At 43.8% G+C, this 14396-nt stretch carries 12 protein-coding genes; all 12 read right to left on the bottom strand.

Annotated features, from left to right (window positions below; genetic code table 11):
- Window positions 1-45: 45 nt before the first annotated feature.
- Window positions 46-1005, bottom strand: a complete 960-nt coding sequence (locus N667_RS0106085; RefSeq protein WP_027408750.1) for an ABC transporter permease — start codon at window positions 1003-1005, stop codon at window positions 46-48.
- A complete protein-coding gene (locus N667_RS0106080; protein WP_027408749.1) occupies window positions 1006-2052 on the bottom strand; it encodes an ABC transporter permease in 1047 nt (348 codons plus the stop codon).
- Entirely contained in the window at window positions 2049-3578 is a 1530-nt protein-coding gene (locus N667_RS0106075; RefSeq protein WP_027408748.1) for an ABC transporter ATP-binding protein, read from the bottom strand. Before N667_RS0106075 ends, N667_RS0106080 begins: the two co-directional genes overlap by 4 nt.
- A 141-nt stretch (window positions 3579-3719) precedes the next feature.
- Window positions 3720-4805: a BMP family protein gene (locus N667_RS0106070; protein ID WP_027408747.1), complete on the bottom strand. Its 1086-nt coding sequence runs from the start codon at window positions 4803-4805 to the stop codon at window positions 3720-3722.
- A gap of 94 nt (window positions 4806-4899) precedes the next feature.
- Window positions 4900-5631: a GntR family transcriptional regulator gene (locus tag N667_RS0106065; protein WP_027408746.1), complete on the bottom strand. Its 732-nt coding sequence runs from the start codon at window positions 5629-5631 to the stop codon at window positions 4900-4902.
- 265 nt (window positions 5632-5896) lie between these two features.
- A complete protein-coding gene (locus N667_RS0106060) occupies window positions 5897-8188 on the bottom strand; it encodes a DNA translocase FtsK (protein ID WP_027408745.1) in 2292 nt (763 codons plus the stop codon).
- A gap of 104 nt (window positions 8189-8292) precedes the next feature.
- A complete protein-coding gene (locus tag N667_RS0106055; RefSeq protein WP_027408744.1) occupies window positions 8293-8517 on the bottom strand; it encodes a YlzJ-like family protein in 225 nt (74 codons plus the stop codon).
- Window positions 8514-9245: a ClpP family protease gene (locus N667_RS0106050; RefSeq protein ID WP_027408743.1), complete on the bottom strand. Its 732-nt coding sequence runs from the start codon at window positions 9243-9245 to the stop codon at window positions 8514-8516. Before N667_RS0106050 ends, N667_RS0106055 begins: the two co-directional genes overlap by 4 nt.
- Before the next feature lie 116 nt (window positions 9246-9361).
- Window positions 9362-11020, bottom strand: a complete 1659-nt coding sequence (locus N667_RS0106045) for a ribonuclease J (protein WP_027408742.1) — start codon at window positions 11018-11020, stop codon at window positions 9362-9364.
- 152 nt (window positions 11021-11172) lie between these two features.
- Window positions 11173-12045: a 4-hydroxy-tetrahydrodipicolinate synthase gene (gene dapA, locus N667_RS0106040; protein ID WP_027408741.1), complete on the bottom strand. Its 873-nt coding sequence runs from the start codon at window positions 12043-12045 to the stop codon at window positions 11173-11175.
- Between the two features lie 5 nt (window positions 12046-12050).
- A complete protein-coding gene (dapG, locus tag N667_RS0106035) occupies window positions 12051-13295 on the bottom strand; it encodes an aspartate kinase (RefSeq protein WP_027408740.1) in 1245 nt (414 codons plus the stop codon).
- Window positions 13296-13322: 27 nt separating this feature from the next.
- A complete protein-coding gene (gene asd / locus N667_RS0106030) occupies window positions 13323-14369 on the bottom strand; it encodes an aspartate-semialdehyde dehydrogenase (RefSeq protein WP_027408739.1) in 1047 nt (348 codons plus the stop codon).
- Window positions 14370-14396: the final 27 nt, after the last annotated feature.

Raw genomic sequence — 14396 nt, 5'->3', positions numbered from 1 at the left:
AACAAAAAAAGAACTCGGCATGCCGAGTTCTTTTTAATCGAGTAATTAGCGTTTTCCTTTCACATACGGCGTTCCTAATGCTTTTGGCGCATCAGCGCGGCCAATAAACCCTGCTAAAGCAAGAATCGTTAACACATACGGTGCGATTAGCAAATAAACTGTTGGAACATTTTTTAAGAATGGGATCGTTTGACCAACAATGCTTAAACTTTGCGCAAGTCCAAAGAAAAGAGCAGCTCCCATCGCCCCAAGCGGATGCCATTTTCCGAAAATCATCGCTGCAAGAGCCATAAAACCGTGCCCGGAAATCGTCGCATGGCTAAAGTCGCGAGAAATAATAGTAGCGTATACCGCCCCGCCGACACCGCCGAGCGCACCGCTAATCATAACAGCAATATATCGCATTCTCGCAACATTAATTCCCATTGTATCCGCGGCCATCGGATGCTCGCCAACTGCGCGCAACCGCAATCCAAACGGCGTTTTAAATAAAATGTACCATACAACAAATGCTAAAGCGATGGCAATATAAGATGGAATGTAACCGTTCGAGAAAAATAATGGACCGATAATCGGAATATGACTTAAGATAGGAACGTCAATTTTATCAAAACCGATTTGAATTTGATCTGTTTGGCCTTTGCCGTACATTTTTTTTACTAAAAACAGCGACAAACCGATCGCTAAAAAGTTAATCGCTACCCCGCTGACGACCTGATCGGCGCGAAACGTAATAGAAGCGACCGCGTGAAGAAGCGAAAAGATAGCTCCCACAACCATTGCAGCAACAAGTGCAAGCCAAGGGGTCCATTCGCCAAATCGATCGGCAAACGTTAAGTTAAAAACAACGCTCGTAAATGCTCCTATTACCATTAAACCTTCCAAGCCGATGTTAACCACACCGGAACGCTCGCTGAATACACCGCCAAGCGCAGTGAAAATAAGTGGAGCAGCAAAGAAAATCGCTGAAGGCACAATAATTTGCAACATTTCATAAACGCCCACTTATTTTCCCTCCTTTTTAAAACGAGATAATAGTAAACGAATTAAATAGCTAGACGCAACAAAGAAGATAATTAATGCGATCACAATATCGACAAGCTCTGTTGGCACGTCTGCACTTGACGGCATTTCAAGCGCTCCAACCTTTAAAGCGCCGAATAAAAGCGCCGACAAAATGATGCCGAATGCATTGTTGCTTCCGATTAAAGCAACAGCAATGCCATCAAATCCAATTCCTGTAAACCCAGCCTTAACAGAAATATTGCCGAACGTTCCAAGCCCCTCCATAGCCCCGGCTACTCCAGCGAACGCTCCGGAGATTACCATCGCTAAAATAATGTTGCGCGGAACGTTCATTCCTGCGTATTGCGAAGCGTGCTGGTTAAAGCCGACAGCACGGAGTTCATATCCCTTTGTCGTTTTTTCAAGTAAAAACCACATCATAACAGCGCCAATCAAGGCAATAATAATTCCATAGTGCAATGTTGAGTAATCTGTAATAGATTGCAGAAACTCTGATTGTAACGAAGCTGAATCATGAATTTTTGCTGATTTAAAGCCTTGATTTGATAAAACTGAACGTATGATAGCATTGGTTACATGCAAAGCAATATAGTTCATCATGATTGTAATAATGACTTCATGCACCTTAAAACGCGCTTTTAAGAAGCCAGGGATCAATGCCCACAATGCCCCTGCCGCAGCCGCCGCCAAGATTGCAAGCGGCAAATGAATCACTTTTGGCAAATCGAACGAAACGCCGACCCATACCGCAGCCAGCCAACCGACGATTAATTGCCCTTCTACGCCAATGTTGAAAAGCCCTGTCCGAAACGCAAACGCCACCGCTAATCCTGCAAGAATATAAGGCGTTGTTTGGCGAATCGTCTCGCCGACATAATAGCTGTCCCCAAACGCTCCATATAAAAGAGCCGAGTATCCGGCAATTGGATTATATCCGCTCACAATCATTACGATGGAGCCAGCGAGAACGCCGAGCAACACCGCAAATACGGGAATGATAAAATTTGTGAAACGACTTGAATTCATGAAGAAACACCTGCTTCCTTACGTTTACTTCCTGCCATTAGCAAGCCTAGCTCTTGTTCAGTAGTTTCTTTCGGATCGACAATTGCAACAATTTTTCCTTCATAAATCACCGCAATGCGATCGCTGACGTTCATAACTTCATCTAACTCAAATGAAACAAGAAGCACCGCTTTTCCTTGGTCCCGCTGCTCAATTAAACGTTTATGAATAAACTCAATAGCGCCAACATCAAGGCCGCGCGTCGGTTGCGCCGCGATCAGCAATTCTGGATTGCGATCCACTTCACGTCCGATGATGGCCTTTTGCTGGTTACCACCAGAAAGAGCACGAGCTGCCGTATATTCGTCTGGTGTGCGCACATCAAACTCTTTGATCAACTGGCGTGCCTTTTCATAAATGGCTTTGAAATTCAACACACCGCCTTTAGAATATGGCTCTTTGTAATACGTTTGTAACACCATATTTTCACCGATTGGGAAATCAAGAACTAACCCGTGTTTATGACGGTCTTGCGGAATATGGCCGATGCCTGCTTCCGTAATTTTTCGCGGCGACAGATTGAAAATATTTTGACCGTTCAAAAGAATAGAACCCGATTCTGCCTTTATTAAACCAGTGATGGCCTCGATCAATTCTGTTTGTCCGTTTCCATCCACCCCAGCAATACCAACGATTTCTCCAGCACGGATTGTCAAATTTAAGTGATCGACCACCGTGACGCCTCGCGCATCTTTGACAACTAAATCTTTAATTTCCAGAACTTCCTTTCCAGGTTGGGCTGGTTTTTTATCCGTTTTGAAATGAACTTCGCGACCAACCATCAGCGATGCAAGTTCATTTGGATTCGTATCCGCTACGTTTAACGTGCCGACCCCTTTTCCTCGGCGAATAACGGTTACGCGGTCACATACTTCCATAATTTCTTTTAGTTTATGTGTAATTAAAATGATAGACTTTCCTTCGCGGACAAGAGCTTTCATAATTTGAATCAATTCCTGAATTTCTTGCGGCGTAAGAACGGCTGTCGGCTCGTCAAAAATTAAAATGTCTGCGCCTCGATATAGCGTTTTTAAAATTTCAACACGTTGTTGCATTCCCACGGAAATATCCGCGATTTTCGCTGTCGGATCCACCGCTAAGCCGTAGCGTTCTGACAGTTCGCGCACTTCTTGCTCCGCGCGTTTAATATCGATTTTTCCCCCTTTAGTCGGCTCGCTTCCTAAAATAATGTTTTCGGTTACTGTAAATGTATCAACAAGCATAAAATGTTGGTGCACCATTCCGATGCCGAGATCGTTCGCTACGTTCGGATTCGAAATTTTAACAGCTTGTCCTTTTACGCGGATTTCTCCGCCATCTGGCTGGTATAATCCGAACAAAACATTCATGAGCGTTGATTTCCCGGCGCCGTTCTCTCCTAAAAGGGCATGGATTTCGCCTTTTTTCAGCTGGAGAGTAATATTGTCATTGGCAACAAAATTTCCGAATACCTTTCGGATATTGAGCATTTCAATTACATATTCCAAACAGATTCACTCCTCTTATGAAATGAGCATATTAAAATCAATAAATAAAAAGTTACAACACTATTTTGTAACTTTTTATTTATTGATTTTTGGCGAATAAAAAGGCTAGTTCACACTAGCCTTTTTATTCAATTCCCCGGCTTACTTTAAGCTCGCCTCAAATTGTTTGTACTCATCGCGAGTTGTTGGCACTTTTACTTTGCCGTCGATGATTTTTTGTTTCCATTCGTTAACAGCTTTTAATACTTCCGGCTTGATGTTGTCTTGAGTTGGAGCAATTCCCACACCATTTTCAGGAAGACCATACTCAAGCACTTTTCCGCCCGGGAACTGTCCCTCTTTTGTTTTCTTCGCTACATCGTATACAGCAACGTCTACACGCTTAACCATTGATGTCAATGTCACGTTATACGTTTTTCCGCCTACTTTTACAACGCCTTCTGGAGCTTGGTCTTTATCAACGCCGATAACCCAAATTTCACGATTTGGATCTTTCGTTTTTAAGTCTTTCGCTTCAGAGAACACACCGTTACCTGTCGCGCCAGCTGCGTGATAAATGACGTCAATGCCAGAAGCGTACATGCTTGATGCGATCGCTTTTCCTTTATCTGCTTGGTCAAATGCACCGGCATATTGCACTTCTACTGTCGCTTTTGGATTTACCGCTTTAACGCCTGCGCGGAATCCGCTTTCAAACTTCTCAATTAACGGAATTTCCATACCGCCGACAAATCCAATTTTGTTCGTTTTTGTTGTTAATCCCGCAACAACACCAACAAGGAACGAACCTTCATGCTCTTTGAATGTAATGCTTGCTACGTTTGGCTTTTTAACAACGCTGTCAACGATCGCAAAGTGATTTTTCGGTTTTTGCTCAGCGATTTTCGTCACCGCATCCGTCATTAAAAATCCGATTCCGTAGATTAAGTCAAAGTCGCTTCTTACAAGCTTGTTCAAGTTTGTTGCATAGTCGGCATCGCTTTGAGATTGTAAGTAATCATAGCCGTCTCTGCCTTTTTTCATGTTGTTGTCTTCGCCAAATTTTTTCAACCCTTCCCAAGCGGATTGGTTGAATGATTTGTCGTCAATACCACCGACATCCGTAACCATTGCTACCGTGAAATTGTCTTTCTTTTCTCCCGCTTTATCTCCTTGTCCGCAGCCGCCAAGCAACGTGCCAGCCGCTAACACAAGGGAAAGCGCAAGACCGATGCGTTTTTTCTTCATCATTTTTACCCCCTTAGTAAAAAAGTAGTAACAAAAGTATACTTTTTTATTATTGAATACATATCGCTTTTCTATGTATTAAGTGTCACCCCCTTTAAAAATGAATCCGTTTTCGCAGCACGTGGAAACTAAACTTGTCCGATTTAAAATAGTTGATGGAATATAAAATCGGTTCATCATTTTTGTCAAAGTGCATTTGCTTCAAAACGAGCAATGCTGTTTCCGGGTCACATTGTAAAGTTGGTGACACTTTCTCATGATAGCCAAGCGGTTCAATATGCGCCACAGCGTATGCAATATCATGATTTGTTTGATTATGCAAGTTTTCAAATAAGGATTCATGCTCGTATGAGATGCCTTTAGGCAAGTATTTACAAGGGATTTTATCTACACAATATACAACCGGCTCACCGTCAGCTGTCCGTACCCGCTCTACAAGAAGAATTTCCTCATGCGCTGAACATTGAAAACGGCGGATATCTTCTTCTGTTGGACCTTGAATGGAGGAAGAAAGAAAAATCGTTCCCGGCTTCCGTCCTGCTTGTTTAATCATATCCGTGACACTGCTTAACTGCTCAATACCGGAAGTAAACAGCGGCTTAGCATTCACAAATGTACCTACACCGTGCCTCCGGATGATCACATTCTCTTCTTCTAGCACACGAAGCGCTTCACGCAACGTTGCACGACTAACTCCTAGCTGCTTTGACAGTTCAAATTCGGACGGGAGCTTTTGCTTTTCCTTGTAAACGCCTGTTTCAATATCATGTTTGATGCGATCGATCACTTGTAAATATAGATGGCGATTATCTGATTTAATGGACATTCGAAAAGCCTCCACTTGATAGTTTACAGATATCAGACCTCTGACGTAAGACAAATTGACCTAACCGACATTAATATAACACTTTTTTGCTCATAAATAAATAGGGAATAAAAAAATTGTCGAAAAAAGCAATAGAGATGTTTGAAAACGGTTTCAATATGCTATTCTGATGAACCTCTCCCACCTACACTCCGTTTAAGAGGCGGGAGACTTCTTGGTGGATATGTTAAAAAGCAGATCGATGCTGATCTGCTTTCTATGTTTGTTATGAGGTTTTGGCATTTTCTTTCGGAATGAGCACAGCGCGCGGTTTGCTTCCTTCATAAGGTCCGACGACCCCACGGGCTTCCATCGCATCAATCAGTCTAGCGGCGCGATTGTAACCGATGCGAAAGCGGCGTTGCAGCATAGAAACAGATGCGCTTTGCATCTCAATCACTAGCTGAACCGCTTCCTCATACAGCTCATCGTCAAAATCCGTCTCTTCATCAGATGTATCGGCTGGAATCATTTCTTCTTGATACTGCGCCTTTTGTTGTGAAATGACAAATTGCACAACTGCCTCTACTTCTTCATCCGATACAAACGCCCCTTGCACGCGAACAGGCTTTGAGGCCCCCATTGGCAAAAATAGCATATCTCCTCTTCCAAGCAGCTTCTCGGCTCCTCCCATATCTAAAATAGTGCGCGAGTCTGTTTGCGAAGAGACGCTGAACGCAATGCGCGATGGGATATTCGCCTTAATAACCCCTGTAATGACATCAACCGAAGGGCGCTGGGTTGCAATAATAAGATGAATTCCTGCCGCCCGAGCCATTTGTGCCAGTCGGGTAATAGAATCTTCGACATCCGAAGAGGCAACCATCATTAAATCAGCTAATTCGTCAACAATGACAACAATATAAGGCAAAAGTGGTTGTTTCACGGTTGATTGCTGATTGTGCCGCTCGATATACTCATTATAGCCTTCTATATTCCTTGTTCCAGTATGTGAAAACAACTCATACCGTCGTTCCATTTCGCTAACGACTTTTTTCAACGCCTGCGATGCTTTTTTCGGATCGGTGACAACAGGCGCTAATAAGTGAGGAATGCCGTTATACACGCTTAATTCCACCATCTTCGGATCAATCATCATCATTTTTACCTCATGCGGCTTCGCGCGCACTAATAAGCTGGTTATAATACCGTTAATACAAACGCTTTTTCCACTTCCTGTTGCACCGGCCACTAACAGGTGAGGCATTTTATTGAGTTCTGCGACCACCGCTTCCCCAGATATATCCCTTCCTAAACCAATCACAAGCTTAGCGTCCGGTTTATAATGCTCTGTCGCTTCCAGCACCTCACGCAACGAAACAGTAGCTATCTCTTCATTTGGCACTTCGATGCCGATTGCAGACTTACCAGGAATTGGTGCTTCAATGCGAATATCCTTTGCCGCAAGCGCAAGCGCTAAATCATCGCTTAAGCTCACGATTTTGCTCACTTTGACGCCGACATCCGGGTATACTTCGTATTTTGTCACGGCAGGACCTAGATGAACTTGTGTGACTTTCGCTTTCACACCGAAACTTTGAAATGTTTTTTCAAGCTTTCGAGCATTTGCATAAATGTTAGCATGATCTTTCGTTTGGTGGGTTGGCTTTGGAAGGCGCAGTAAGTCAAGTGGTGGCAATTGATAATCGGTATTCTCCATCTCGACAAAGGACATCGGTTCATTCTGTTCTTCCCCCTCATCCTCCCGTACCGGCTGTTCCACCGTCTGTTCATTCACCCGTGTAACACTAAAATCAGAGATAATCGGAGGCGGCGATACATCTTCTTCCTCCGCTTCTTCTAACGATTCCGTTTCCTCTTCTTGTTCACTTGCCTGTTCTTTCATCACTTGCCGTTTGGATGTTCTATTTTTATGTATTACATTTTTTATATCTGCAAGAAACTCATACCATTGTTTGCGTATGAACAAAACAAGCCAAGCCACCGCTTTTCCAACCGTCTCATTTAATGATTTGCCTGTAATCAAAATGAACCCTATCACGAAAAGAAAAAAGGAGACCCATTTTGTTCCTAGCTCATCAAACAATTGATAGCTTGCAGCGAATAAAACAGCCCCTATCATCCCCCCGCCCAAATCGGGATGGGAAGATGTTCCTTTCATTTCCATCCAAAAAAGCTCCCACGTCGTGCGAATAATGCTTGGATCACGAAATTCTCCCTGGCGCGATAACAATTGAAATAACGTTTGGTGACTCAATAATAAAACGGCAGTAACGAGCGTATAAAGGCCCATCAGCCACCGCCTGATCAAAGAAGGCCATGCCCGTTTCCAAATGATATAAATCGCCACACAAAACAAGCTGAGCAATAAAAGAATATACCATTCTCCAAGAAAAAAGCGTGCAAATGACACGAGCGTGTTACCGACTAAACCAAGACGCGCCATCGCGATGACGGACAGAGCAAGCATAACAAGACCTGTCAACTCAAAACGAAAGGTTGTTTTCCACGTTTGACCTTTTTTTTGTTTTTGCTGTTGTCGCTTGCGTTTCGCCATATTTACTCACTCCGATACAAAACTGGAAATGTCGAAAAAAGCAGCCAACCTTGGCTGCTTTTTTCCGTTTGTTCTTATTATATCACGCGCGGACAAGGAATTCATTAAGATGTTGCTTGCGGCATTGAAATCCTCGCACCTGGCGCATATTTCTGATTTAAAAAATCGGCAGGGTTTGTGCTCAAATTTCGCACAATCTCCCATTCTTTCGTTTCCGTTTCGCGCGCAAGAAACGGAATACCATCATAATAAACGATTTTTTGTTTCGCATACTCATCGCTGGCAGCTGGAAAAATAAGATGTTCTGGCATAATGGTATATAAAATCACTGCAGCATCTTCCCTTCATCTTTTTTCCACTCGATCAGTTCGCGCAACTTTTTCATCGCTTGGGCCACTCCTCCTACTTCATCGATCAGCCCGTACCTTACTGCATCAGGTCCAACAACGTTCGTACCGATATCACGTGTTAAGTTCCCTTTTGAAAACATCAATTCCTTAAATTTTTCCTCGGAAATTTTCGAATGTTTCGTTACGAAACGAACGACTCGCTCTTGCATTTTATCTAAATATTCGAATGTTTGCGGCACACCGATAACAAGCCCTGTTAAGCGAATCGGATGGATTGTCATTGTTGCAGTTTCCGTGATAAACGAATAGTTGCATGAAACAGCGATTGGCACTCCAATCGAATGTCCTCCCCCTAAAACAATGGAAACGGTCGGTTTCGATAAAGAAGCGAGCATTTCGGCAATAGCGAGTCCCGCCTCCACATCGCCTCCAACAGTATTTAAAATAACAAGCAACCCCTCAATGCTCGGATTTTGCTCAATCGCTACGATTTGCGGAATAACATGCTCGTATTTTGTTGCTTTGTTTTGCGGCGGCAGTTGAATATGCCCTTCAATTTGCCCTACAATCGTTAGGCAATGAATATTTGTATCCTGTGTCATTTGCGGAACGTTAGTTTGACCGAGCTGTTGGATATTTTCTGTCACTTTCTCCTTCTTCTCCTCTTGCTGTTCCGATTCAAACTCTATGTACTGCTCTTTTTCCATTTGCATACCCCTTTCTTGCATCATATCGTTAGTATGTTCTACATATAGAATAAAAATGCCGATGGAATATTTCTTCTTCCATCGGCTTTTTTAGTTCGACTTTGAGCATGATCACATTAAACTTCCATAATAATTGGCAAAATCATCGGCTTTCGTTTTGTTTTTTCAAACAAATATTGATTTAATGCTTCACGAATACTCAACTTTAATGAAGACCATTCAATTACGTAGTCTTGCATACATTTATTCACAATATTTGTCACCATTTTTGCTGCTTCATCAAGCAGCATTTCCGATTCTCTTACATACACAAATCCGCGAGAAATGATTTCAGGCCCGGACACAATCTTCTTGGCTTCCTTGCTTAACGTCACAACGACAATCAAAATGCCGTCTTGTGAAAGCAGGCGGCGGTCGCGTAGGACAATATTGCCGACATCGCCAATTCCTAATCCATCAATCAAAATGTTTCCACATGGCACTTTGCCGCCAAACTTCGCTTGTCCGTTGCGAAACTCAATGACTTCTCCTTTGTCTAATAAAAAAGTACGCTCTTCTGAAATGCCGACCGCTTTGGCTAGATTCGCGTGCGCTTTTTGCATGCGGTATTCCCCATGAACAGGAACAAAATAATACGGCTTCATTAAATTAAGCATCAATTTTAACTCTTCTTGACAGCCGTGGCCGGACACATGCACGTTTTTGTGAACGACATTGGCACCCGCTCGATATAATGCATCAATCGTTTTTAAAAACAACAGCTCATGCCCCGGCATTGGCGAAGCAGCAACAATGACAGTATCTCCCTCTTTGATGTTCACTTGTTTATGCGCCTGCTTAGCCATTCGCGCCAGAGCTCCCATCGGTTCCCCATGGCCTCCTGTCGTTAATATAAGAAGCTCTCGATCTTCATATCGTTCAATATCTTGGATGGAAATGATCGTCTTTTCCGGCAGGTGCAAATAACCTAAGCGGACAGCCACGTCCATCACCTTGTGCATGCTCTTCCCAACGATGGCTACTTTCCGTCCATGGTATTGAGCTGCATTTAATACTTGCTGAATTCTTGTAATATTTGACGCATAGCAAGCAGCGATGACTCTGCCCCTTGCATTGTAGACAACATCGGAAATTTCCTCAGCAACATCCGTATCAGAGCCTGTGTATCCCGGTTTTTCCGCGTTTGTACTGTCCGACAATAAACATAGTACCCCTTGCTCGCCGATTTGCGCCATTTTCCCTAAATCGGCACGATTTGCGCCATATGGGGTTTGATCAAATTTAAAGTCTCCTGTGTACACAATCGCCCCTTGCGACGTACGGAAGCTGATACCGACAGAGTCTGGAATGCTGTGAATCGTTCGGAAAAATGTCACTGTAGCCTTCTCAAAAACGACTTCCGAATCGGAATGGATTTCAATAAACGGCGCATCGGTGTTTACTCCGTGCTCTTTCAGCTTTTCCGCCGCTAAACCGAGCGTTAGTTTTGTTCCGTATACCGGAGCGGTAATTTTCTTTAGCACATAAGCAATCGCCCCGATATGCTCCTCATGACCATGCGTTAAAAAAATAGCTTTGATGCGTTCCTTCCGTTCAACAAGATAAGAAATATCCGGAATTACCTTATCGATTCCGAGCATTTCGTCTTCTGGAAACATTAGACCTGCATCGATCACAAAAATATCTTCATCGAGTTCGATAATATACATGTTTTTTCCGATTTCCCCTACTCCTCCTAGGGAAAATACGCGTATTTTCTCAACTTTTGCCCTCAATGGTGTATCCTCCTAATATCAAACTAACCCGCTCAAAGTCACTTGACTTTATTATAACTGATGGAAGATTTTAAATACAAGACAATTTGTCCTATGCCGCATTAGTAAAAGAAAAAAGGTCAATCCACATGACCGTGAATTGACCTTTTCGTTTATAGCGTTTCAAGCACATTCATTAGTTGCAAGCGTTCTTGCTCTGTTAACGGAACGAGCGGAAGACGGACAGAGCCAACGTCTAACCCTTTCATCTGCAACGCCGTTTTGACAGGAGCGGGGCTTGGCGCAGCGAACAACCCTTTCATGATCGGGAGCAATTTTTGATGAAGTTTCGCTGCTTTTGTATGCTCCCCTGCTTCAAACGCCTTAATCATCTCCTGCATCTCATTTCCAATTACATGGGAAGCAACAGATACAATGCCGGCACCGCCAATCGCCATTACTGGAAGCGTCAGCCCATCGTCTCCACTATATAGTAAAAAGTCATCACCTGTACGGGCAATTACCTCTGTCATTGCATCAAGATTGCCGCCCGCATCTTTTAAAGCAACAATGTTTGGAATTTCAGCCAAACGTACGATTGTGTCAACAGCAATATTGATAACTGAGCGCCCTGGAATGTTATATACCATCACCGGAAGCTCCGTGCTTTCAGCAATGGCCTTAAAATGCTGATAAATGCCCTCTTGGTTCGGCTTGTTATAATATGGCGCTACAATCATAACGGCATCGACGCCGATTTCCTCCGCTTTTTTCGTTAAATCGATTGAGGCGCGTGTATTGTTGCTTCCTGTGCCGGCAATGACAGGAACTCTGCCTTTCACAACCGAAACAACATGGCGAAACAGCGCTAATTTCTCTTCCGTTGTCAACGTTGGGGATTCCCCAGTTGTTCCCGCAACAACAAGAGAATCAGTGCCATTTTCTAGCAAATAGTTAACTAGTTGCGTCGTTTTGTCAAAATCGATATTTCCTTTATTATTAAATGGCGTTACCATCGCAGTAACGACTTTACCAAACGAAACCACTGTTTTCACTCCTTGTTGTCATATTTCACTGGTTGTTCTTCAGAAAGATGGAAAGCGTCATGAAGTGCATTAACGGATTTCTTTAAATCCTCTTCTTTGACTAGCACCCAAATGGTTGTATGGCTATCAGCTGATTGCAAAATTTGAATTCCTTGCTCAGAAAGCGCTGTTACAATCTTCGCCGTAACCCCCGGCACACCAGCAATTCCCGCGCCGACAACCGACACTTTGGCACATCCCCTTGTGACAGTTGGATCATATCCTATCTTATGCAGCGCTGAAATGGCCCGCTCTGTCATTTCACCTGCAACCGTGTACACGACGCCATTTGGGGAAATATTAATGAAATCAACGCTGATGCCTTCGTTCGCCATCGCCTTAAAAACATCCGACTGCAGTTCGTAGTGTCCTTCTTTCGCTTTTACTTTAATTTGTGTCACATTCGCAACGTGAGCGATCCCCGTTACAAGCCGTTCCCTAATATCGCTTCCTTTATTCGGTTTCATGCTAGATGTAACGAGCGTTCCTAGGGAATCGGAATACGTCGAGCGAACCCGCAACGGAATTTTTGCCTGCATCGCAATCTCAACCGCTCGCGGGTGAATGACTTTTGCTCCCTGGTATGCCATATTGCAAATTTCTGTATATGTGACAACGTCAAGCGGACGAGCATTCTCTACAATGCGTGGGTCGGCTGTCATCACTCCTTCGACATCAGTAAAAATGTCGACCCACTCCGCATTAAGAGCCGCACCTAAAGCGGCAGCAGAGGTATCGCTGCCGCCGCGTCCAAGCGTTGTAATGTCACCATCCTTTGTCGCTCCTTGAAATCCAGCGACAACGACAACATCGTATTCCTCTAACATGTTGAGCAAACGTTCGCAACGCATCTCAACAATTTTAGCATTCGTGTAATCATTAGTTGTGCAAAACCCGGCTTGCGCCCCTGTAAGCGCCGTCGCCTTGATGCCGTGTTTGTTTAATATATTCGTAAACACGACGCTCGAAATGATTTCCCCGCAAGCCATCAATAAGTCTTGCTCGCGCTTATTAACATATGTGTCATTTCCACCTATTAAGCTTAAAAGCGTATCTGTCGCATAAGGCTCTCCATTGCGCCCCATAGCTGAAACGACAACAACAACCTTGTATCCTTCATCGAGCGCCTTAGCAATATGCTTGCGCGCCCAATCACGCCCGCGTTCATCGCGAACCGATGTACCGCCAAATTTTTGAACAATAATTTTCATGTTAACACCCCGGTGTTCCCTCTCACCTTATTTAACAAGTCCTAATTTCAATAGACTTTCTGCAATTTGTACAGAATTCCATGCCGCTCCCTTTAATAGATTATCCGATACAATCCATAAATGAAACGCTTGATCACAATCTAAATCTTTGCGGATGCGGCCGACAAATACATCGTTTTTACCCACGCAGTCCGCTGGCATCGGATACAATTGTTCGCTTGGATCATCTTGCAAGACGACGCCTGGCGCTTCTCTTAAAATGTTCTTAATATCTTCGGCGCTGACTCCTTCTTTCTCGACCTCGATGTATACCGATTCGGAATGTCCTGTCATTACCGGAATGCGCACACATGTCGCTGCAACAGCCAACTCAGGCATGTGCATAATTTTTTTCGTTTCATTTATCATTTTCATTTCTTCAAATGTAAAGCCATTGTCTTGGAATTTATCAATCTGCGGAATCGCATTAAACGCAATTTGATAATGTTTGCGATCCGATTTGACCGGTAAAATCTCAGGGGTGAAAGCTTCTCCTGCAAGAATCGCTTTCGCCTGTTCCTTTAACTCCTCAATCGCTTGCGCTCCAGCCCCAGAAACTGCCTGATATGTCGATACGATGACTTTTTTCAATCCAAATGCTTGGCGAATTGGCTCGAGAGCTACGACCATTTGAATCGTCGAGCAGTTCGGGTTGGCAATGATGCCGTTATGCCATTTTAAATCATCCTCGTTCACCTCAGGTACAACGAGCGGCACATTCTCATCCATGCGGAACGCGCTTGTGTTATCAACAACAATCGCACCGCGCTTCACCGCTTCCGGAGCAAGCGCTTTTGACACGGCTCCTCCCGCGCTGAAAAGGGCGACATCCACCCCGGCAAAACTTTCCGGTTTGGCCACTTGCACTTCAATTTCTTGCCCTTTAAACATTACTTTTTTGCCCGCTGAACGTTCCGACGATAACAGCGTTAACGTTGCAATCGGAAAATCTCTTTTTTCTAATGTTTCAATCATTTGCTGCCCAACTGCTCCAGTGGCTCCGACAACCGCTACACGTAATCCTTTTTGTTCCATTATTTCATTCTCCTTCCAGCTAATCAC

Origin of the sequence: Anoxybacillus tepidamans PS2 (assembly GCF_000620165.1) — a bacterium.
Classification (GTDB): Bacteria; Bacillota; Bacilli; order Bacillales; family Anoxybacillaceae; genus Anoxybacteroides; species Anoxybacteroides tepidamans_A.
This window is presented reverse-complemented; position numbering and strand designations above follow the sequence as displayed.